The organism is Streptomyces viridosporus T7A (genome assembly GCF_008704515.1).
Lineage (GTDB): Bacteria > Actinomycetota > Actinomycetes > Streptomycetales > Streptomycetaceae > Streptomyces > Streptomyces viridosporus.
The window spans coordinates 4,990,958-5,010,927 of the sequence record NZ_CP023700.1 but is presented as its reverse complement, the minus strand read 5'-3'; the positions used below and the strand labels follow the sequence as shown (position 1 = coordinate 5,010,927).

Sequence of the window (19,970 nt, the reverse complement as noted above, 5' to 3'; positions counted from 1 at the left end):
CGCGGCCGGAGGCGCACGGTCCACCGACTGGCTCACAATGAGCCGGTGAACGACCTCGCCCCGCTCCTCACCCCCGAAGGCCGCGCCCTCCTCGACGAGGTGCGCGACACCGATCCCGCGCACGAACTCGCCGTCGCCACCCGGCTGCGCCGCGAGCACCCCGCCGAGCTGGTGTCGGCGGCGCTCGGCCAGGCGCGGCTGCGGCAGCGGGCGGTGGCGAAGTTCGGGGCCGAGGACGCCCGGCGGATGTTCTTCACGCCGAACGGGGTGGAGCAGTCGACCCGGGCGAGCGTGGCCGCGTACCGGGCGCGGCGGTTCGGGGAACGGGGCGTGACGTCCGTGGCCGACCTGTGCTGCGGGATCGGCGGGGACGCGATCGCCCTGGCCCGCGCCGGCATCCGGGTGCTGGCGGTGGACCGGGATCCGCTCACCGCGGCGGTGGCCCGGGCCAACGCCGAAGCGCTGGGGCTCGCGGACCTGATCGAGGTGCGGGAGGCGGACGTGACGGAGGTGGACACGGCCGCCTGCGACGCCGTCTTCGTCGACCCGGCCCGGCGCGGCGGCCGGGGCCGCATCTTCGACCCCGAGGCGTACTCGCCCCCGCTGTCCTGGGCGGTCGGGGCGGCCCGCGCGGCCTCCCGCGCCGCCGCGCTCAAGGTCGCGCCCGGCATCCCGCACGAGGCCGTGCCCGAGGACGCGGAGGCCGAGTGGATCTCGGACGGCGGGGACGTGAAGGAGGCGGTGCTGTGGTTCGGCACCGGGGAGGCGACCGGTCCGGGAGCGGTCCGGGCGACCCTGCTGCCCGGCCCCCGCACCCTGCTCTCCCGCGGCCTGCCCGACCCCGCGGTCCGGCCGCCCGGCCGGTACCTGTACGAGCCCGACGGCGCCGTCATCCGCGCGCACCTCGTCGCCGAGGTCGCGCAGGACCTCGGCGGCGGGCTGATCGACGCGACCATCGCGTACGTCACCGCGGACGAGCACCGTCCGACGCCGTACGCCACCGCCTACGAGATCACCGACCGTCTCCCCTTCAACGTCAAGAAGCTGAAGGCGCTGCTGCGGGAGCGGCAGGTCGGCACCCTGACCGTCAAGAAGCGCGGCTCGGCGGTGGAACCGGAGGAGCTGCGGCGCAAGGTCCTGCCCAAGCCGCACGGCACCGGGTCGGTCACGGTGTTCCTGACCCGCGTCGACGGCGCCCCGACGATGCTGCTCGGGCATCCGGTGCGGTGAGGCCCGCGGAGGCGGAACGGCGGCGCGCAACCCGCCGCGGCCGGTGCCGGTCGGCCGGACGGGGGAGCACCTGCCGGGGGCTCCGCCCAGCCCTCCCCGGGGCGTAGCCGCCGATGACCTCCTCGGACCCGGTGAACGGCCCGCGGAACCGACGCCCTCCTCCGGTTTCCTCGGGTTTTCCTCGGGCTTCCTCGGGTCTTCCTCGCAGGCCCTTCCGGACCGCGCCCTCACGCGGGTCGGGGCGCCCTTCGGGGGATCACCTCAGCGACGCCCACAGCTCCCCCGCCTCCGGCTCGTCCGGCACCACCCGGTTGCCGTCCCACGGCGCCGGCCGCACCGGCAGGGTGAGCGTCCTGACGCCGGCCGGCGTCAGGTCCTTCAGGCTCCGGCCGAATCCCACCAGTTCGCTCAGCGAGTCCAGCCCCGTGTCGGTCGTGAGGCCGCCGGTGAGCGCGTCGGCCGCCTCGTACAGCTTCACCGGGTCGGTCAGCAGGTCCTGCTCCGCGATCCGCTCCAGCAGGGCCTTCACCAGCCGGTGCTGGAGCCCTATGCGGCCCAAGTCGCTGCCGTCGCCGACGCCGTACCGGGTGCGGGCCAGTGCCAGGGCGTCCGTGCCGTCGAGGTGGTGGGTGCCCGCCTCCAGCCGCAGACGGCTCCGCTCGTCGTCGATGTCCTCGTCCGTGGTGACGGTGACCCCGCCGAGCGCGTCGACCAGGTCCCGGAAGCCGGCGAAGTCGATCTCGACGTAGTGGTCCATGCGGACCTCCGTGAGCGACTCCACGGTCTTCACCGCGCACACCGGCCCACCCACCGCGTACGCGCTGTTGAACATCGCGCCCCGCACCGGCCGGGTCGCTCCCCCGTCCGGCAGCGGGCACGCGGGCCGGTCGACGAGGGTGTCGCGGGGGATGCTGACCACCGTCGCACCGGTCCGGCCGGCGTCGAGGTGGACGACCATGGCGGTGTCGGCGCGGGCGCCGGTGCCGTCGCCGCCACCGAGTTCCCGGTTCTCCGCGCCACCGCGCGAGTCCGAGCCGAGGACCAGGATGTTCAGGGGCCCGGCCGGCAGGGTCGGGGCCGGGGCGGAGGCGTCCGAGGACGGGGTGTCCGGGGCCTTGGCGGGGCGGTCGTCGCCCAGGGCGCTGTTGATGTCGACGCTCCGTATGTTGTCGTTCAGCCGCCAGTACGCCCAGCCCGCCGCTCCGGCCCCCAGGACGAGTGCGCCCGCCAGCACGAGTCCGGTGGCCTTCAGCACCCGCCCCCGCACCCGCCGGGCCGCCCGCGCGTGCGTCGATACGTCCGCCGGTATGTCCGCGCCCCCGGACGCGTCCTCGAGGATGTCCCCGGACGCGCTTTCCGATCCGTCCCCGTCACCGGCCCCGTCGTCACCGGTTCCGCCGCTCCCCTGATGTCCCGTCACGAGCAGGAACATAAGTCCGAATTATTGCGGGCAACGACCCCCGGAGCGGTTTTCTCGGGAAATTCTCAGACTTCGGGGAGCCCCGGGCGCGCCCCTCCCCGGGCTTCCCCGAAAGTTTCGGCTCTCCGTGACCGGCCCCGCCGGGCGGGCTCACGTCCCCGCCGGCGCTCCCGTGCTGCTGCGCACCACCAGGCTCGTCGCCAGCTCCACCCGGGTCGCCGCCACCGGGTCCTCGCCCCGGCCGAGGTCGAGGACCAGCTTGGCCGCCGCCTCCGCCATCTCCGTCAGCGGCTGCCGCACGGTCGTCAGCGGCGGCCCCACCCAGCGGGCCACCGGCAGGTCGTCGAACCCGACCACGCTCAGGTCCTCGGGGATCCGCAGCCCCAGCTCGCGCGCGGCCTCGTACAGCCCGAGGGCCTGGAGGTCGTTGCCGGCGAAGACGGCGGTGGGCCGGTCCTCCCGGCGCAGCAGGGCGAGGCCCTGCCGGTAGCCGGCCTCGTGGTGGAAGTCGCCCGTCACGATCAGACCGGGGTCCACCGGGAGTCCGGCGGTCTCCAGGGCGGCGCGGTAGCCGTCGATGCGGGCACGGCTGCACATCATCCGCGAGGGCCCGCTGATCGCCCCGATCCTGGTGTGGCCCAGATCGATCAGGTGCCGGGTGGCGGCGAGCCCGCCCTGCCAGTTGGTCGCGCCGATGGAGGGCACGTCGGTGCCCGGGTCCCCGGCCGGGTCCATCACCACGAACGGGATGGAGCGGCTGGTCAGCAGCGCCCGCCCGGACTCGTCGAGGCCGGACAGGACGAGGATGACGCCGTGCGGGCGGCGCGCGGCGACCTGGTCGGCCCAGGTGCGCCCCGGCGTGAGCCGCCCCGCGCTCTCGGAGAGCACGACGCTGAGGCCCGCGTCCCGGGCCACGTTCTCCACACCCCGGATGACCTCCATCGCCCAGGCGCTCTCCAGCTCGTGGAAGACCAGGTCGATCAGGGGCGAGCGGGACGCCTCGGCGCGGCGGCGCCGGTAGCCGTGGGAGCGCAGCAGTTCCTCCACCCGGCTGCGGGTGGCGGGGGCGACGTCGGCACGCCCGTTCAGCACCTTCGAAACAGTCGGCGCGGAGACGCCGGCCTCGCGGGCGATTTCGGCGAGGGTGGCGGTCTGCGTGCCGCGCCCTCGCGTCCTGGTTTCAGCGGGCTGCGGGGAAGTCATGGCGGCGATCGTATCTCTGCGAACCCCCTCGACGAAGAGTTCCGGGCGCCATGAATTCCCGGAACATTCGGCGAGTACGTCGAAACATGCGGCCGTCCGGCCCGTGCGGCCGGTGCGGAACGACGGGCGGTGCCGTCCCTTCCGGCCCGCCCGCTCCGGTGCGGCGACCCGGCGGGAGATCGGGCCCCCCTCGGCCACCGGAGCCGCCTCCTCCTGCTCCCGATCCGGCGCGAGGGTCCGCACCGCCGTCGGTGCGGAAGGCGGTCGAGCGGCACCGCGGGTGCGCCTTCTCCGCCCCGGCGGAACACCGCTCGACCCCGCCCGCGGCACGACCGCCGCGGCGGAGGTGGGCGTCCGCCGTCCGGACGGTGGACGCCCGCGCCCTCCCCTCCGGGGCCCGCGCGGCAGGGCGACCGGACCCGCCCCGCGGTGGGCCTTACGGGGCCTTGCTCCGCCTGGGGCCCTGTTCCGCGTTCCGCATGGGGCCCTGTTCCGCCGCCACCGACTCGAACCGCCACCGGTGCACCGCCCGGGTGACCAGCTCCCCGGCCGGCTCCGGCAGTTCGGGGAGCTCCGCGTCGTACGGGGCGTCCCACCAGGTGATGACCAGGACCCGGTCCCCCGGGGCGCGGAAGGTCTCCCGGCGCAGCGGCTCACCGGCGAGTTCCTGCGCCCGCGCCCAGGCCAGCAGCTCCTCGCCCCGGCCTTCCGCGGCCCGGGCCTCCCACATCAGCGCGACCGTCACGGGTACAGGTTCTCCCCGCTCACCTCGTGCACGTGGTCGTGCGCGGGGGCGCCGCCGGGCACGTGCGGGTCCGTCACCGGCAGCGAGGAGTCCGCCGACAGGTCCCAGCCGGAGGCCGGGCGGTTCCGGGCGACCATCTCCGCGCCCAGCGCCGCCACCATCGCGCCGTTGTCCGTGCACAGCTTGGGCCGCGGCACGCGCAGCCGGATGCCGGCCGCCTCGCAGCGCTCCTGGGCGAGGAACCGCAGCCGGGAGTTGGCGGCCACACCGCCGCCGATCATCAGGTGGTCGACGCCCTCGTCCCGGCAGGCGCGCACGGCCTTGCGGGTGAGCACGTCGACGACCGCCTCCTGGAAGGAGGCCGCCACGTCGCGCACCGGCACCTCCTCCCCCGCCGCCCGCTTCGCCTCGATCCAGCGGGCCACGGCCGTCTTCAGACCGGAGAAGGAGAAGTCGTACGCCGGGTCGCGCGGCCCGGTCAGACCGCGCGGGAAGGCGATCGCGGCCGGGTCGCCCTCCTTCGCGTACCGGTCGATGACCGGGCCGCCGGGGAAGCCGAGGTTCAGCACGCGGGCGATCTTGTCGAAGGCCTCGCCGGCCGCGTCGTCGATGGTGGCGCCCATCGGGCGGACGTCGGAGGTGATGTCCGAGGACAGCAGCAGCGAGGAGTGCCCGCCGGACACCAGCAGCGCCATCGTCGGCTCCGGAAGCGCCCCGTGCTCCAGCTGGTCGACGCAGATGTGCGAGGCGAGGTGGTTGACGCCGTACAGGGGCTTGCCGAGGGCGTAGGCGTACGCCTTGGCCGCCGAGACGCCGACCAGCAGCGCGCCGGCGAGGCCGGGACCGGCGGTGACGGCGATGCCGTCCAGGTCGCGCGCGCTCACCCCCGCCTCCCGCAGCGCACGGTCGATCGTCGGCACCATCGCCTCCAGGTGCGCCCGGGAGGCGACCTCCGGGACGACGCCGCCGAAGCGGGCGTGCTCGTCGACGCTGGAGGCGACGGCGTCCGCCAGCAGGGTGGTGCCGCGGACGATGCCGACGCCGGTCTCGTCGCAGGAGGTCTCGATCCCCAGCACCAGGGGTTCGTCAGCCATGGGTCTCGGTTCCTTGTACGCCGTTCACGGGATTCGGGGGGTTCACGGGGTCGTGGGGGCGGACGGGTCGGTCAGCCGCATCACCAGGGCGTCCACGTTCCCCGGCTGGTAGTAGCCGCGCCTGACCCCGATGGTCTCGAAGCCGAAGCGCTCGTAGAGCTTCTGGGCGCGGACGTTGTCGATCCGGCACTCCAGCAGGACCTCGCCGCACTCGAAGGAGGTCGCCGCCCGCAGCAGGTCGGTCAGCAGCCGCGAGCCGAGGCCGGTGCCCCAGTGGTCGCGGGCGACGGCGATGGTCTGGACGTCGGCCACCGGGGCGTCGGAGCCGTCGTCGGACGCCGTCCCGGAGACGGCGAGGCCCGCGTACCCGACGATCCGGTCGTCCTCCCGGGCGACGACGTAGTGCCGGGTCGCCCCGGGCCCGCGCGCATGGGCCAGCTCGGACCAGAACATCCCGCGCGACCAGGCGTCGTCGGGGAACAGCTCCCGTTCCAGCGCCAGCACGGCTTCGATGTCCCACCAGCGCATCTCGCGCAGCACGGCAGTCTCGGGTCCGGTCACTTGGGGGTGACCACCTTGTAGTTCTTGGGGACCTGGGCGTCGGGCCGGCGCAGGTACAGCGGCCGGGGCGCGGGCAGTTCCTCGCCCGCCGCGAGCCTCTCAGCGGCCAGCCGGGCCAGGGCGGCGGCCGACACGTGCTCGGGCTCGTGCGCCCGGGGGAAGGTGCCGGGGTACAGCAGCGCGCCCGCGCCGACCGCGGGCAGGCCCTCGACCTGCGCCGCGATGTCGGCGGGCCGGTCGACGGCCGGGTCGGTGAGGCGGGTGCGGGAGTCGGCGTAACGCGCCCAGTAGACCTCCTTGCGGCGGGCGTCGGTCGCCACGACGAAGGGGTCCGCCAGGTCGGCCGCGTAGGCGAGACCGTCCAGCGTGCACACGCCGTGCACGGGGACGCCGAGCGCGAGCCCGAAGGTGTCCGCGGTCATCAGGCCGACGCGCAGCCCGGTGTACGGGCCCGGACCGGTGCCGACGACGATCCCGGTGACGGCGTCCAGCTTCAGACCGGCCTCGGCGAGCACCCGGTCGATCGCCGGCAGCAGCAGCTCGCCGTGGCGGCGGGCGTCCACCTGGCTCGACGAGGCGATGACGTCGCGGCCGTCGTGCAGCGCGACGGTGACGGCGGGGGTGGCGGTATCCAGAGCGAGCAAGAGCACGCAAACAGCCTACGGCTCCCGCGCCCCGGCCACGGCCGTGCCGGCCGACCGGTCGCTTGCTGCTACGGTCGCGTCCACATGCGCACAGGACGGGACAGATCAGGACAGAGGTGGCGACGGTGACAGGCACCAGCTCGGCGATCGTGGCGGGGCTGACCGCGGCGGCCCTCGCGACGGTCGGCTTCCTCGGCCACCGGGCGGCGGCGAACGTCCCGGCCGAGCTGCACCGCCCGAGCGCCGGCGACGCGCCTGCCGCCCTCAAGGCGCCGCGGGACAAGGACCACCCCACGGCCCTGCCCGGCCGGTCCGGCGAGGGCACCCGGGTCGTGTACTCCCTCGACGACGACCGGGTGTGGCTGGTCGGGGGCGACGGCGGGGTCAGGCGCACCTTCCGGGTCAGCCCCGGCACGGTGGACCCCGCGCCGGGCGCCTACCGGGTCACGTCCCGCTCCAAGCGCGTCACCGGGTCGGACGGCGTCCCGGTCGAACACGTCGTCCGCTTCGCCTCCGTCGACGGCACGACGATCGGCTTCAGCGCGGCGGTCGACGGCTCGCCCCCGGTCCTCGACCCGAAGAAGCGGACGGGCGGCGTCCGCCAGAGCCGTGCCGACGGCGCGGCGATGTGGGGGTTCGCGACGATCGGCCGCAAGATCGTCGTCATCCCCTGACCGCCGCGACCGTCGTGACCGCCGTGACCGCCGGGGTCGGCCCGGGCGACCCGGGCCGACTACGCGGCCTCGCGGTGGTCGTGGTGGTCGCGGCCCTCCGCCGGCTCGGCGTACCGGGGCTCGGGGGCACGGGGCGGGGTGGAGATCGCGGCGGCCGCGGCGCAGGCGGCCAGCAGATCGCGCACCGGCACCCCGGAAAGCGACTGCGGCTGCTCCTGCCCCGCGGGCCGGCGGGTGCTCCGGTCGGCCGACATGGGCGCCTCCTGGGGATCGGGGGCGGGCGTAGTTAGGTACACCTAACTACGAGCTGGATACCATGTGACCACGCCCGGGACACCGAATGCAACATTTTGCCGACGTCTTGTCGGAATGTTCACCCGTGCCGGGCCCCCGAGCGGTCCGGGAGCGGTCCCGGACGCGCGTGTGTGCCTCGGCGTACGCGTCAGAACGACAGCACGCCCAGGTCGGTGCCCTTCCAGCGCTCGCCCAGTCCGGTGAGCGTGACGTGCCGCACCTCGTCCGTGGTGTCGCCGACCGCACGGTGGATGACGAGCTGGAGGCGGTCCTCGGTCAGCTCCTCCACCTTGCCCTCGCCCCACTCCACGACGATCACCGACTCGGGCAGCGAGACGTCGAGGTCGAGGTCCTCCATCTCGTCGAGCCCGCCGGACAGCCGGTAGGCGTCGACGTGGACCAGCGGCGGGCCGTCGCCCAGGGACGGGTGCACCCGGGCGATCACGAACGTCGGGGAGGTGACCGCCCCCCGGACGCCGAGCCCCTCGCCGAGCCCCCGGGTCAGGGTCGTCTTGCCCGCGCCGAGCTCGCCCGAGAGCATCACGAGGTCGCCCGCGCGCAGCAGCTCGGCGAGCCGGCGGCCGAGCTCGCGCATCTGCTCGGGCGAGGTGACGGTCAGCTCGACGGCGTTCACGGGCTGCCGGGACGGCTGCGGCTCAGCCGGGCCGTGCGGTGTCGCTGGTGCTTCCATAACCGTTCACGGTAGTGCCTGCCGGCACCGCGCCCGCGCGGACGAGCAGGTCGGCCAGGCGGTCGGTGACCGCTTCCGGGTGTTCCAGGATCACCAGGTGCCCGGCGTCCGGCACCAGCACCAGCTCCGCGTCCGGCAGCAGATCGGCGATCGCCTCGCTGTGCTCGCTGGGCGTCACCAGGTCCTGCACCCCGGCCAGCACCAGCACCGGCAGGCCGGCGAAGTGGGCGAGGGCCTCGGTCTTGTCGTGGTCGTTGAACGCCGGGTAGTACTCGGCGACCACGTCGATCGGGGTGCTCTCGATCATCCGCTCGGCGAACCGGGCGACGGCCGGGTCCACGTCCCGGGAGGCGAACGAGTACCGCTTGATGATCCCGGCGAACAGGTCCGCGGTGGCCCGGCGCCCCCTCTCCACCAGCTCGGCCCGCTGCCCGAGCGCCTTCAGCACCCCCGGCAGCACCCGCCGCACCGCGTTGACCCCGGCCACCGGCAGTCCGAAGTTGACCTCGCCGAGCCGCCCCGACGACGTGCCCACCAGGGCCACGGCGACGACCCGCTCGCGGACCAGCTCGGGGTACAGGTCGGCGAAGGCCATCACGGTCATCCCGCCCATGGAGTGCCCGACCAGCACGATCGGCCCCTCGGGCGCCGCCGCGTCGAGGACGGCCTTCAGGTCCCGCCCCAGCTGCTCGATGGTGACCGGCTCGCCCCGCTCCGTCTGGGCCGCGCCCCGCCCCGAGCGGCCGTGGCTGCGCTGGTCCCAGTGCACGGTCCGCACCACGCCCCGCAGCGCGGCCCGCTGGAAGTGCCAGGAGTCCTGGTTGAGGCAGTAGCCGTGGCTGAAGACGACGGTGACCGGCGCCGGGGGCCTGCGGCCGAACAGCCGGCGGCGACGCGCGGGCGTGGTGGCGTCGGGGTCCGGGTCGGGGTCGTCGACCTCGTAGTACAGCTCGGTGCCGTCGTCGGCGTACGCCTTGCCGGGCGTGCCGCGCAGCGCGCCGTACGGTCCCGCGGAGTCGAGGACGAGCCGGGCCTTGCGGCGCATGCCCCGGCCGACCGTCATCCGCTCTATCGCCACGCCGGCGGCCGCTCCGGTGGCGATCACGCCTATCGCCGCACCGGCGATGCCGGTCGCCCGGCGCCAGCCCCCGAACGCCCCGGCGGAGGCGGCGGCCGTCGTGGCCGCGGTCGTGACGACCTCCGTACTGCTCTCGCTCACGTACCGCTCCTCCTCGCCGGGCCGCCGGCCGGGGCGCACGCCCGCGCCCCTGCGCGGGTCACCCGACCTGTTCCTCTTTCACCCAGGCTTTCACCCGGATTCTCACCCGGGTTCTCACCTGGGCTTTCCCGTGGGCGCGTGCGCGCCGGCGGGCTCACGCCGACCGGTTCCCGCCGGTGCCGACGGGTGACCGGTCCACGCCGGCGGGCTCACGTCGCCGCATTCACATGGACGCGCGGCACGCGGCCCCCGATCCGGGTGACGATCTCGTACGCGATGGTGCCCGCGGCCTGCGCCCAGTCCTCGGCGGTGGGCTCGCCGCGATCGCCGGGTCCGAAGAGGACCACCTCGGCGCCCGGTTCCGGCTCGTCCCCGCCCAGGTCGACGACGAACTGGTCCATCGCGACCCGCCCCGCGACCGTGCGCCACTTGCCCTCGACCAGGACGGGGCCGGTGGAGGAGGCGTGGCGCGGGACGCCGTCCGCGTAGCCGAGGGGGACGAGGCCCAGGGTGGTCGCCCCCGGGGTGACGTAGTGGTGGCCGTAGCTGATGCCGTGGCCGCCCGGGACGTGCTTCACCAGGGCCAGGGAGGCCGACAGGGTCATCGCCGGGCGCAGTCCGAGGTCGGCCGGGGTGCCGATCTCGGGGCTGGGCGAGACGCCGTACAGCGCGATGCCGGGGCGGACGAGGTCGAAGTGGGTCTCGGGGAGGGTGAGGGTGGCGGGCGAGTTGGCGATGTGCCGCACCTCGGGGCGCACCCCCTGCCCCTCGGCGTACGCCACCATCTCCCGGAAGCGGGCGAGCTGGGCGGCGATGGAGGGGTGCCCCGGCTCGTCGGCGCAGGCGAAGTGGGACCACAGGCCGGTGACGCGCAGCAGCCCCTCGGCCTCGGCGCGCAGTGCCCCGGCGACCAGCTCCGCCCAGTCGCCGGGCTGGCAGCCGCCGCGCCCGAGCCCGGTGTCGGCCTTGAGCTGCACCCGCGCGGCCCGTCCCGCGAGGCGGGCGGCCTGCCGGACCTCCTCCAGCGCCCACATCCCGCCGACGGACACGTCGAGGTCGGCCTCGATCGCCTCCCGCCACGGTCCGCCGGGCGTCCACAGCCAGCACATGATCCGCACGTCGGCGGGCACCCCGGCGCCGGGCGCGCGCAGCGCGAGCGCCTCCTGCGGCGTGGCCGTGCCCAGCCAGGTCGCCCCGGCCTCGACAGCCGCCCGTGCGCACGCGACCGCGCCGTGCCCGTATCCGTCGGCCTTGACCACGGCCATGAGAGCGGCGCCGGGCGCGCGCTTGCGCAGGGTGCGCACATTGGCCCGGACGGCGGCCAGGTCGATCTCGGCACGGGCCCGCAGGGGAGCGGTCCGCTGGGCAACTGTCTCGTTCATTCCGCCCAGTGTCGCAGAGCGGTGCGACGCCCCCGGCCCACCGGGGGGGCGCTCCGGCGGCCGCGTCCCGTGCGCCCGGCGGGGCGGGGACACGGAGCGGCACGCGCCGGACCGGGACCGGGCCCCAGGCCCCCCGCACCGCCCCGACCTCGGACAACGCACCACAACGGGCCGGCGCGTCCCGCCCACCGGAACACCGGCCGAGGACCACGGCGCACTCCCCCGGCCCTCACGGCGCCTCGGGGCCCCTTCCGCCGGGCCCCCTCCTCACCCCCGCACGACGTCCCGCCAGGCCGCCGCGATCTCCTCCGCCACGTCGTGCGCCCCCACCGGCGCCCCGTCCGCCGCGAAGCGGCCCGCCAGGCCGTGCAGGTACGCCGCCGCGCTCCCCGCGTCCACCGCCGACAGGCCCGCCGCCAGCAGCGACCCCGCGAGGCCCGACAGCACGTCCCCGCTCCCCGCCGTGGCCAGCCAGGACGTCCCGGTCGGGTTCACCCGTACGGGCCCGCCGCCCGCGTCGGCGACCAGGGTCGTCGAGCCCTTGAGCAGCACGGTCGCCCCGTACCGCGCCGCCAGCTCCCGCACCGCGGACAGCCGGCCGCCCTCCACCTCGCCCCGTTCGACGCCGAGCAGCGCGGCGGCCTCCCCGGCGTGCGGGGTCATCAGGGTCGGCGCCCGGCGTGCCCGTACCGCCGACCGCTCGGCCAGCCGCAGCCCGTCCGCGTCGATCAGCACCGGCACGTCCGCCGCCAGCACCTCCGCGACGGTCGCCGCGTCGTCCCCGGCCCCCGGCCCCACCACCCAGGCCTGCACCCGCCCCGCGTGCTTCGGTCCCCGGTCCGACACCAGCGTCTCGGGGAAGCGGGCGATCACGGCCCGCCCGGCGGGACCGACGTACCGCACGGCCCCCGCGCCGCCGCGCAGCGCCCCCGCCACCGCGAGCACCGCGGCCCCCGGATAGCGGTCGGACCCGGCCGCGATGCCGACGACGCCCCGCCGGTACTTGTCGCTCTCGGCGGCCGGCACCGGCAGCAGCCGGGCCACGTCCGCGTGCTGCAACGCCTCCAGCTCGGGCTCCGCCGGCAGGTCGAGGCCGAGGCCGACCAGCCGCACCGACCCCGCGTGCTCCCGCGCCGGATCGACCAGCAGGCCCGGCTTGTGCGTCCCGAACGTCACCGTGAGATCGGCCCGGACCGCCGCCCCCCGCACCTCTCCGGTGTCGGCGTCGACCCCGCTCGGCAGGTCCACCGCGACCACCGCGGCCCGCGCCCGTGCGGCGGCCTCGGCCAGCGGTGCCGCCTCCGGCCGCAGCCCGCCCGTGCCGCCGATCCCGACGATGCCGTCGACGACGAGATCGGCCCGCTCGATCAGCTCCTCGGCCGCCCCCGTGTCCACCGCCCGTCCGCCTGCCCGGCGCAGCGCCGCGAGCCCGGCGGCGTGGGCGCGCTCCGGTGCGAGCAGCACCGCGCTCACCCCCGCGCCGCGCCGGGCCAGCCGGGCGCCGGCGTACAGGGCGTCACCGCCGTTGTCCCCGCTGCCGACGAGCAGGACGACCCGGCTGCCGTACACCCGCCCGAGCAGTTCCGCACAGGCCGCGGCGAGCCCGGCGGCGGCGCGTTGCATCAGCGCCCCCTCCGGCAGCCGTGCCATCAGTTCCCGTTCCGCCGCCCTGACCGTCTTCACGCCGTACGCAGTCCGCATGCGTCCGAGTCTCCCGCAGACGGCCGCTCAACTCCCGTACCGCCGAAGCCGGTCGTCTCCCGTACGCCGGAGCCGACCGCGAGCCGACCGGTCAGGCTTGCGGCCGGTCTTGCGGCCGGGCTCGCGGCCGGGCTCGCGGTCGGGCAGGCGGCCGGTCGCGAGCCGTCGCGGCCATTGACGCCCCTGGCACGCCCTTGCCAAACTCTCCGCCCCCCACAGGATGAATCGATTCAGTCGAATCGGTTCGACGACGGAAGCAGAGGACCCATGGGACGCAGAGCCGCACTCCTCGCCGCAGCCGGCGCCACCGCGCTCCTCACCGCGGCCGGCACCATGACGGCCCCCGCCACCGCCGCCACCGGCGCGGACACCGCCGCCCCGGCCCCCGCCCGGGCCGCCGCCTGCGGTGACGGCTCCTACCAGGCCGAAGCCGTGCAGAGCGGCAGCACCTGGACCGCCCGGCGCGGTGGCAGCACCGTGTACACCGGCACCGACATGCGCGCGGCCGTCCAGGCGGCGATCAACAGCCTGACCTCCGGCCGCACCGGCAAGGAGCGGGTGGTGGTCCGCGGCTCGGGCTCGATCTCCGCCGGTTCGCGCATCTCGCTGCCCAGCTACACCGTGCTCGACGTCTGCGGCACCATCGACGTCACCGGCAGCGGCTCCGGCGACCAGGCCCCGGTCTACTCCCGCGGCACCCGGGACATCGAGGTCCAGAACCTGAACGTCACCGGCACCCCGCTGTACGGCGTCTTCCTGCGCAACGTGCAGAACGTGGTCCTCGGCCGGATCGACATGCGCCTGTCCTCCGGCCTCGGGGTCCGCATCGACAACCGCGGCGACACCAGCCAGTGGACGCGCAACGTCCGCATCGACGACGTCTACGTCTCCGGCGCCTCCAGCCACGCCGTGGAGACGTACGGCGTCGACGGCCTCACCGTCGGCACGGTGACCGCCCGCAACGTGGGCGAGTCGGGACTGCTGCTGAACCAGACCGTCAACGCCACGGTCTCCAGGGTCGACGCGGAGAACGCGGGCACCGGCACCGGTTACGCCGCCTTCCGCATGGCCAACCGCAACGGGCGGATCGGCAGTTCCTACGCCACCAACATCCGCGTCGGCGAGGTCGTCGCGCGCGGCGGCGGACGCGGCGTGTTCTGCGTCTCCGAGAGCGGCGGCGCGACGATCGACCGGGTGACGCTCTCGAACACCGGCAACAACGCGGTCCTGATCGAGAACTGCTACAACGTGAACCTCGCCGCCCAGAGCGGCACGGTCACGGGCGGCGGCGAGATCCGCCTGGCGGCCCGCTCGGAGTTCCCGAACAACCGGGACATCACCGTCCAGAACCTCACGGTGACGAACTCGTCGATCCGGGAGAGCCCCTGCGGCGAGAACACGACGTTCCGCAACAACCGCCTGGTGAACAGCAGTCAGTCGATCTGCTAGCACGACGCCGCGCGGGGTGCGGCACCAGGTGCCGCACCCCGCGCGGGGACGTCCGTCGTCTCAGCCCGTGGTGAGCAGGCCGGCGCGCAGCCGCTTCAGGATGCGGGAGATCAGGCGCGAGACGTGCATCTGGGAGCAGCCCAGGCGTTCGCCGATCTCCGCCTGCGTCAGTTCCTCGACGAACCGCCAGTGGATGATCTTGCGTTCGCGCTCGTCGAGCTCGGCGATCATCGGGGCCAGGGCGTGGAAGTCCTCGACCAGCTCCAGGGCGGCGTCCTCGGAGCCGATGAAGTCCGCCAGCACGCTCTCGCCGTCCGGCTCACTGCCGATGGCGGCGTCCAGCGAGGCGGAGTTGTAGCCGTTGGCGGCGATCCGCGCCTCGTTGACCTCCTCCTCGGTCAGGCTCATCAGCTGGGCGAGCTCCCGGGTGGTGGGGGTGCGGCCCAGCCGGGTGCGCAGCTCCTCGGTGGCCCGGGCCAGCTGCACCCGGGCCTCCTGCAGCCGGCGCGGCACGTGCACCGACCAGGAGGTGTCGCGGAAGAACCGCTTCATCTCGCCGACGATGTAGGGGATCGCGAAGGAGGTGAACTCCACCTCGCGGGACAGCTCGAACCGGTCGATGGCCTTGATCAGCCCGATCATGCCGACCTGGACGATGTCCTCCATCTCCTCCGGCCCGCGGCTGCGGAACCGGCCGGCCGCGAAGCGGACCAGGGACATGTTCATCTCGATCAGCGTGTTGCGCGCGTACTGGTACTCGGGCGTGCCCTCCTCCAGCACCGCCAGCTGCCGGAAGAACAGCCGGGACAGCTCACGGGCGTCCTTCGGGGCGACCTGGCCGGGATCCACGACCTCCGGCAGCTCGCCCACGGTCTGAGCTCGGTCGGTCCCCGCCATCGTCGACGTCACTGTTCGCCTCCTGTTCGGTCGGCCCCGCTCGGGCACCGGTTTCCCCCGCTTACCCCGGTCGGAGCAAAGCACGCCCACCGGTCCGCCGACTTGTCCGAGTGCCGTCATCGGCGCCGGTTGCGCAGCAGCCGTACGAAGGCGAAGACCACGGTGAGCACGGCGGCGACGACGAGGAACGCCTCGCCCCAGACCGGCAGGTCGATCCCCACTCCCGGGAAGGACACCATCACCTCACCCACTTCCGTTCCGTGTCCGGCGCCTCGCTTCTCACCCTTCCGCGATGACGACCGCCGACGCCACCCCGGCGTCGTGGCTGAGCGACACGTGCCAGGACCGCACGCCCAGCTCGGCGGCCCGGGCCGCGACCGTCCCCTTGACCCGCAACCGCGGCTGCCCGCTGTCCTCGCACCACACCTCGGCGTCGGTCCAGTACAGGCCGCTGGGCGCCCCGAGCGCCTTGGCCAGCGCCTCCTTGGCGGCGAACCGCGCGGCCAGCGAGGCGACACCCCGCCGCTCCCCGCTGGGCAGCAGCAGCTCGCCCTCCACGAAGAGCCGCCGGGCCAGCCCGGGCGTCCGCTCCAGCGACGCCGCGAACCGCTCGATCTCGGCCACGTCGATCCCGACTCCGATGATGCTCATGCGCAGCACCTTACGAGCCCGTGCCCCGGTGAGGCGTCGGGCGCCCGGGGGAGGTGCCGGTTCCCCGCGCACCGGCACCCGACAGGGGGAGGGGTGTCCTCCGCCCTCCCACCCGTGCCCGGGGCGTCCTTCCCGCCGACGCGCGAAGGGCCCCGGCCGTTCCGCCGGAGCCCTCCGCCCGCATTCCGCCGTCCTACCAGCGGTACCAGCGGCCCCGTCGGCCGCCCGTGCCCGCCGGACGGACGAGGAAGCCCAGCAGCCACACCGCGAGCACGATGACCGCGACCCACCACAGGGCCTTCATCGCGAAACCCGCGCCGAACAGGACCAGCGCCAGCAGCAGAACCAGAAGAAGGGGAACCATCTGTATCAACCTCCGGCCCTGCGAGTGCCCCGGTGTCCTCCGCACACGCCCCTCAACTCCACGTTCGTTTCACATTTTTGAGGGAATCCGCACATGTTCGCCCGGTGGCCGGGAGCCCCGGAGAGCGGTGCGCTACAGGGTGTCGCCGGCCCCGATGCACTTCGCCCCCTGGGGAATCCGGGCGACGGCCTCCTTGAGCTCCACGAGGATTCCGCCGACGTCCTCGCGCGGGCCGTCATAGGTGATCTCCACCGCCGGGGAACGCCCGTAGGTGGTGAGCACGCTCACCCCCTCGGCCTTCAGGGTCCGTTCGTCCAGGACCCAGTCGACCCCCTCGGCCGTGAGGCAGAGGCTGGTGGTGGGCTCCGGTTCGCCGACCCCGCAGCGGAGCACCAGGGAACGGTCGCCCCACGCGGCGACACCGTCCCCGATGACCCAGTCGCGCGACTGCGCGCCGACCTCGTCGGGAAGCCGGTCGACGACTTCGGAGCACCGCGCGTCCCCACCGCGAGGGGCGGAGTCGACCGTGCGGGAGTCGACCACCAGCAGGGCGGTCGCGATCACCGCGACGGCGACGACGGCGACCACCACCCGCGCCGGGGTGAGAACCCCGCGCAGGGTCCGCCGACGCGGTTCTTCGACTTCTTCATCGTGATCCATGACTACCGTGACCGTGAGGGGCGCCCGGTACGGACCGGGACGACGCGGACTTCGCGCACCCCAATCCTTCACCACCCCGGCCCGGGCCCGTGCACGCCCCCTCCGCGGACCCTCCCGAGTGACCGGCGCCACAGGGCGGCCGGCGTCCCGGGGACCTACTCCACCGTCACCGACTTGGCGAGGTTGCGCGGCTGGTCGACCTCGTTGCCCCGCGCCGTCGCCAGCTCGCAGGCGAACACCTGCAACGGCACCGTCGTCACCAACGGCTGCAGCAGCGTGGGCGTGGCCGGGACGCGGATCAGGTGGTCGGCGTACGGGGCGACCGCCTCGTCGCCCTCCTCCGCGACGACGATCGTCCGGGCACCGCGCGCCCGGATCTCCTGGATGTTGGAGACGATCTTGTCGTGGAGGACGGACCGCCCCCGGGGCGACGGGGCGACCACGACGACCGGCACGTCGTCCTCGATCAGGGCGATCGGCCCGTGCTTCAGCTCGCCCGCGGCGAAGCCCTCCGCGTGCATGTAGGCGAGTTCCTTGAGCTTGAGCGCGCCCTCGAGGGCCACCGGGTAGCCCACGTGCCGCCCGAGGAACAGCACCGTGTCCTTGTCCGCGAGGGAGCGTGCCAGCTCCCGTACCGGCTCCATCGTCCCCAGGACGCGTTCCACCGCCCCGGGGATCGACGCCAGGTCCCGCACCACCGCGCGGATCTCGTCGCCCCACTTGGTGCCCCGCACCTGCCCCAGGTACAGCGCGACCAGGTAGCAGGCGACGAGTTGCGTCAGGAACGCCTTGGTCGAGGCGACCGCGACCTCCGGACCGGCGTGCGTGTACAGCACCGCGTCGGACTCGCGCGGGATCGTCGAGCCGTTGGTGTTGCAGATCGCGAGGACCTTGGCGCCCTGCTCGCGGGCGTGCCGCAGGGCCATCAGCGTGTCCATGGTCTCGCCGGACTGGGAGATGGCGATGACCAGGGTCTGCTGGTCGAGGATCGGGTCCCGGTAGCGGAACTCGCTCGCCAGTTCCACCTCGCACGGGATCCGCGTCCAGTGCTCGATGGCGTACTTGGCGATCAGGCCGGCGTGGAAGGCCGTACCGCAGGCGACGACGACGATCTTGTCGACCTCGCGCAGGACGCCCGCCGGGATCCGCACCTCGTCCAGCGTCAGCGAACCCGCCTCGTCGACGCGCCCGAGCAGGGTGTCCGTGACCGCCTTCGGCTGCTCGGCGATCTCCTTGAGCATGAAGGAGGCGTAGCCGCCCTTCTCCGCGGCGGAGGCGTCCCAGTCGACGTGGTAGGAGCGGACGTCGGCCGGACTGCCGTCGAAACCGGTCACCGTCACCGTGTCCCGGCGCAGTTCGACCACCTGGTCCTGGCCCAGTTCGACCGCGGACCGCGTGTGCGCGATGAACGCGGCGACGTCCGAGGCGAGGAAGGCCTCGCCCTCCCCCACCCCCACCACCAGCGGCGAGTTGCGCCGCGCGCCGACGACGACGTCCGGCGCGTCGGCGTGCACGGCGACCAGGGTGAAGGCGCCCTCCAGCCGCCGGCACACCAGCCGCATCGCCTCGGCGAGGTCGGCGCAGGAGGAGAACTCCTCGGCGAGCAGGTGGGCGACGACCTCGGTGTCCGTCTCGGAGACGAGGTCGTGTCCGCGCTCGGCCAACTCGGCGCGCAGGGCGGCGAAGTTCTCGATGATGCCGTTGTGGACGACGGCGACCCGGCCCGCGTTGTCGAGGTGCGGGTGGGCGTTGGCGTCCGTCGGGCCGCCGTGGGTGGCCCAGCGGGTGTGGCCGATGCCGACCGTACCGGTCGGCAGGGGGCGTTCGGCCAACTCCTTGTCCAGGTTGACGAGTTTCCCGGCCCGCTTGGCCGTGGCCAGGCCGCCGTCCGCCAGCACGGCGACACCCGCCGAGTCGTATCCCCGGTACTCCAGTCGCTTCAGGCCCGCCGTCACGACGTCCAGCGCCGACTGCGACCCCACGTATCCCACGATTCCGCACATGTGCGGCAGCCTACGGTCCGTCAGCCGCCGAAAACGGCCTCCGCCTGCCCGAAATCGGAAATTCCCACCGTCGTACGAACCCGTCCGCACGCGTCCCGCGGCCCCGGTCCCGGCAACGGCGGAGGGGCCCGGGCGGAAACCCGGGCCCCTCCGCACCCGCCCACCGCGCGCCCCGCCGGCCGGTACCGACGGCCGGGCGCGGACCGGTGGCCGGGTCAGCCGAGCTTGGCGACCTGCGCGTCGACGACCTCCGCGGGGACCTCGAAGTCCTCGCCGGTGGCCACGGAGGCGAGGTTGACGGCGCTGAAGGACACCAGGGTGGCGCCCTTGCGGACGACGACGATCTTGCTCGGCGCCTCCACGTCCTCCTCCACGGCCATGGTCAGGGTGACGGCGCTCCCCTCGTCGCCCCCCTCGGGCGCGGCGGTCGTGGCGGCCTTGACGAACTCCAGCTTCTCGCCGGCCACGGTGGCCGTGAAGCCGCCGGCGCACTTCTCGGCGGCGGTGGTCAGGCCCTTCATCGCCTCCTCGGCCCCGCCGTCCTCGTAGGAGGCGAGGTTGATCAGCATCTTGTCCACGTCGAGGGAGGCCATCATGGCCTCCTCGACGGGCAGGTCCTCGGCGGGCTTCTTCGGCTCGTCCGTCCACGACCGCTTCACGGTCGCCGCGGGCTCGCCCTGCGCCACCGCGGCCTGGGCGCGGACCAGCGGGAGGCAGGCCTCGTCGTCCGGCTTCACCTGGTCCTTGGTGAGGTCTTCCGTCGCCTCGAGCTTGGTGGCGACCTTGCCGCTCTTGACGTCCGCCTGGGCCAGCGCCGCCTTCTCCAGCTCGGCGGCGGTGAGCGCCTCGGCCGCCGGCGCTGCCGAGGCGGAGGCGTCGGCCTTGCCCTTGCCCTCGTCCTTCTTGTCCCCGTCACCGGAACCGCCGCAGGCGGTGGCGAGAAGGGCGAGTGCGGCGGCGGAGGCGGCGAGCGCGGTACGGCGGACGGCGGTGGACTTCACGATGGGCTCTCTCTTCAGTTCTGCGGAGGACTCCGCGACGCTTTCGCGGAGGACTCCGCGACGCTATGCGCGCACTGTACGCACAGC

21 protein-coding genes are annotated in these 19,970 nt (G+C 74.5%); 3 read left to right on the top strand and 18 right to left on the bottom strand.

Translation table 11 applies throughout. The annotated features are described in order from the left end of the window. Nucleotides 1-45: 45 nt before the first annotated feature. Nucleotides 46-1,230, top strand: coding sequence for a THUMP-like domain-containing protein (locus tag CP969_RS23390; protein ID WP_016824987.1), 1,185 nt, complete (start codon nt 46-48; stop codon nt 1,228-1,230). Nucleotides 1,231-1,486: 256 nt separating this feature from the next. On the opposite strand, the gene CP969_RS23385 is transcribed toward CP969_RS23390, so the two are convergent. From CP969_RS23385 to tsaB, 6 genes are all read right to left on the bottom strand, one after another. After that, the gene (locus CP969_RS23385; RefSeq protein WP_016824988.1) at nt 1,487-2,662 is read right to left on the bottom strand and encodes an LCP family protein; all 1,176 of its coding nucleotides are present in this window, start codon (nt 2,660-2,662) and stop codon (nt 1,487-1,489) included. A 138-nt stretch (nt 2,663-2,800) separates the two neighbouring features. Next, complete coding sequence (locus CP969_RS23380; RefSeq protein WP_004984422.1) at nt 2,801-3,853, bottom strand: LacI family DNA-binding transcriptional regulator; 1,053 nt, start codon at nt 3,851-3,853, stop codon at nt 2,801-2,803. Between the two features lie 436 nt (nt 3,854-4,289). Beyond that, nucleotides 4,290-4,598 (bottom strand): hypothetical protein, encoded by a 309-nt coding sequence (locus CP969_RS23375; protein ID WP_016824990.1) that lies wholly within the window; start codon nt 4,596-4,598, stop codon nt 4,290-4,292. Beyond that, on the bottom strand, nt 4,595-5,692 hold the full coding sequence (gene tsaD, locus CP969_RS23370; RefSeq protein ID WP_016824991.1) for a tRNA (adenosine(37)-N6)-threonylcarbamoyltransferase complex transferase subunit TsaD: 1,098 nt from the start codon (nt 5,690-5,692) through the stop codon (nt 4,595-4,597). The genes CP969_RS23375 and tsaD overlap by 4 nt, the downstream gene beginning before the upstream one ends. A 42-nt stretch (nt 5,693-5,734) precedes the next feature. Continuing rightward, the gene (rimI, locus tag CP969_RS23365) at nt 5,735-6,253 is read right to left on the bottom strand and encodes a ribosomal protein S18-alanine N-acetyltransferase (RefSeq protein WP_016824992.1); all 519 of its coding nucleotides are present in this window, start codon (nt 6,251-6,253) and stop codon (nt 5,735-5,737) included. Then, nucleotides 6,250-6,903 carry a tRNA (adenosine(37)-N6)-threonylcarbamoyltransferase complex dimerization subunit type 1 TsaB gene (gene tsaB, locus CP969_RS23360; protein WP_004984431.1) on the bottom strand — a complete coding sequence of 218 codons (654 nt, stop codon included), beginning with the start codon at nt 6,901-6,903 and terminating at the stop codon, nt 6,250-6,252. Before tsaB ends, rimI begins: the two co-directional genes overlap by 4 nt. 110 nt (nt 6,904-7,013) lie before the next feature. Here tsaB and CP969_RS23355 point away from each other — a divergent pair, with 110 nt between their 5' ends. Continuing rightward, nucleotides 7,014-7,571, top strand: coding sequence for a L,D-transpeptidase (locus tag CP969_RS23355; protein WP_016824993.1), 558 nt, complete (start codon nt 7,014-7,016; stop codon nt 7,569-7,571). A 59-nt stretch (nt 7,572-7,630) separates the two neighbouring features. Here the strand turns inward: CP969_RS23355 and CP969_RS23350 are convergent, their stop codons facing one another. The 5 genes from CP969_RS23350 to CP969_RS23330 form a co-directional block, all read right to left on the bottom strand. After that, nucleotides 7,631-7,825 (bottom strand): hypothetical protein, encoded by a 195-nt coding sequence (locus CP969_RS23350; protein WP_016824994.1) that lies wholly within the window; start codon nt 7,823-7,825, stop codon nt 7,631-7,633. A 188-nt stretch (nt 7,826-8,013) separates the two neighbouring features. Next, nucleotides 8,014-8,556 (bottom strand): tRNA (adenosine(37)-N6)-threonylcarbamoyltransferase complex ATPase subunit type 1 TsaE, encoded by a 543-nt coding sequence (gene tsaE, locus CP969_RS23345; RefSeq protein ID WP_026084948.1) that lies wholly within the window; start codon nt 8,554-8,556, stop codon nt 8,014-8,016. Beyond that, nucleotides 8,522-9,775, bottom strand: coding sequence for an alpha/beta fold hydrolase (locus tag CP969_RS23340; RefSeq protein ID WP_004984439.1), 1,254 nt, complete (start codon nt 9,773-9,775; stop codon nt 8,522-8,524). The genes tsaE and CP969_RS23340 overlap by 35 nt, the downstream gene beginning before the upstream one ends. A 209-nt stretch (nt 9,776-9,984) precedes the next feature. After that, nucleotides 9,985-11,157, bottom strand: coding sequence for an alanine racemase (alr, locus tag CP969_RS23335; RefSeq protein WP_016824996.1), 1,173 nt, complete (start codon nt 11,155-11,157; stop codon nt 9,985-9,987). 267 nt (nt 11,158-11,424) lie between these two features. Next, nucleotides 11,425-12,858: a bifunctional ADP-dependent NAD(P)H-hydrate dehydratase/NAD(P)H-hydrate epimerase gene (locus CP969_RS23330; RefSeq protein ID WP_016824997.1), complete on the bottom strand. Its 1,434-nt coding sequence runs from the start codon at nt 12,856-12,858 to the stop codon at nt 11,425-11,427. 267 nt (nt 12,859-13,125) lie between these two features. On the opposite strand from CP969_RS23330, the gene CP969_RS23325 reads away from it, so the two are divergent. Further along, nucleotides 13,126-14,307, top strand: coding sequence for a hypothetical protein (locus CP969_RS23325; protein ID WP_016824998.1), 1,182 nt, complete (start codon nt 13,126-13,128; stop codon nt 14,305-14,307). Nucleotides 14,308-14,367: 60 nt separating this feature from the next. On the opposite strand, the gene CP969_RS23320 is transcribed toward CP969_RS23325, so the two are convergent. From CP969_RS23320 to CP969_RS23295, 7 genes are all read right to left on the bottom strand, one after another. Beyond that, on the bottom strand, nt 14,368-15,204 hold the full coding sequence (locus CP969_RS23320; RefSeq protein ID WP_016824999.1) for an RNA polymerase sigma factor SigF: 837 nt from the start codon (nt 15,202-15,204) through the stop codon (nt 14,368-14,370). 116 nt (nt 15,205-15,320) lie between these two features. Beyond that, on the bottom strand, nt 15,321-15,455 hold the full coding sequence (locus CP969_RS34280) for a hypothetical protein (RefSeq protein WP_004984456.1): 135 nt from the start codon (nt 15,453-15,455) through the stop codon (nt 15,321-15,323). A gap of 28 nt (nt 15,456-15,483) precedes the next feature. After that, nucleotides 15,484-15,855: a holo-ACP synthase gene (locus tag CP969_RS23315; RefSeq protein ID WP_004984460.1), complete on the bottom strand. Its 372-nt coding sequence runs from the start codon at nt 15,853-15,855 to the stop codon at nt 15,484-15,486. A 193-nt stretch (nt 15,856-16,048) separates the two neighbouring features. Then, nucleotides 16,049-16,219, bottom strand: coding sequence for a hypothetical protein (locus CP969_RS23310; RefSeq protein WP_016825000.1), 171 nt, complete (start codon nt 16,217-16,219; stop codon nt 16,049-16,051). A 132-nt stretch (nt 16,220-16,351) separates the two neighbouring features. Continuing rightward, nucleotides 16,352-16,879, bottom strand: a complete 528-nt coding sequence (locus tag CP969_RS23305) for a DUF3515 family protein (RefSeq protein WP_223887096.1) — start codon at nt 16,877-16,879, stop codon at nt 16,352-16,354. A 155-nt stretch (nt 16,880-17,034) separates the two neighbouring features. Then, nucleotides 17,035-18,882, bottom strand: coding sequence for a glutamine--fructose-6-phosphate transaminase (isomerizing) (glmS, locus tag CP969_RS23300; RefSeq protein ID WP_026084949.1), 1,848 nt, complete (start codon nt 18,880-18,882; stop codon nt 17,035-17,037). A gap of 215 nt (nt 18,883-19,097) precedes the next feature. Further along, the gene (locus tag CP969_RS23295; RefSeq protein WP_016825003.1) at nt 19,098-19,883 is read right to left on the bottom strand and encodes a hypothetical protein; all 786 of its coding nucleotides are present in this window, start codon (nt 19,881-19,883) and stop codon (nt 19,098-19,100) included. Nucleotides 19,884-19,970 lie beyond the last annotated feature (87 nt).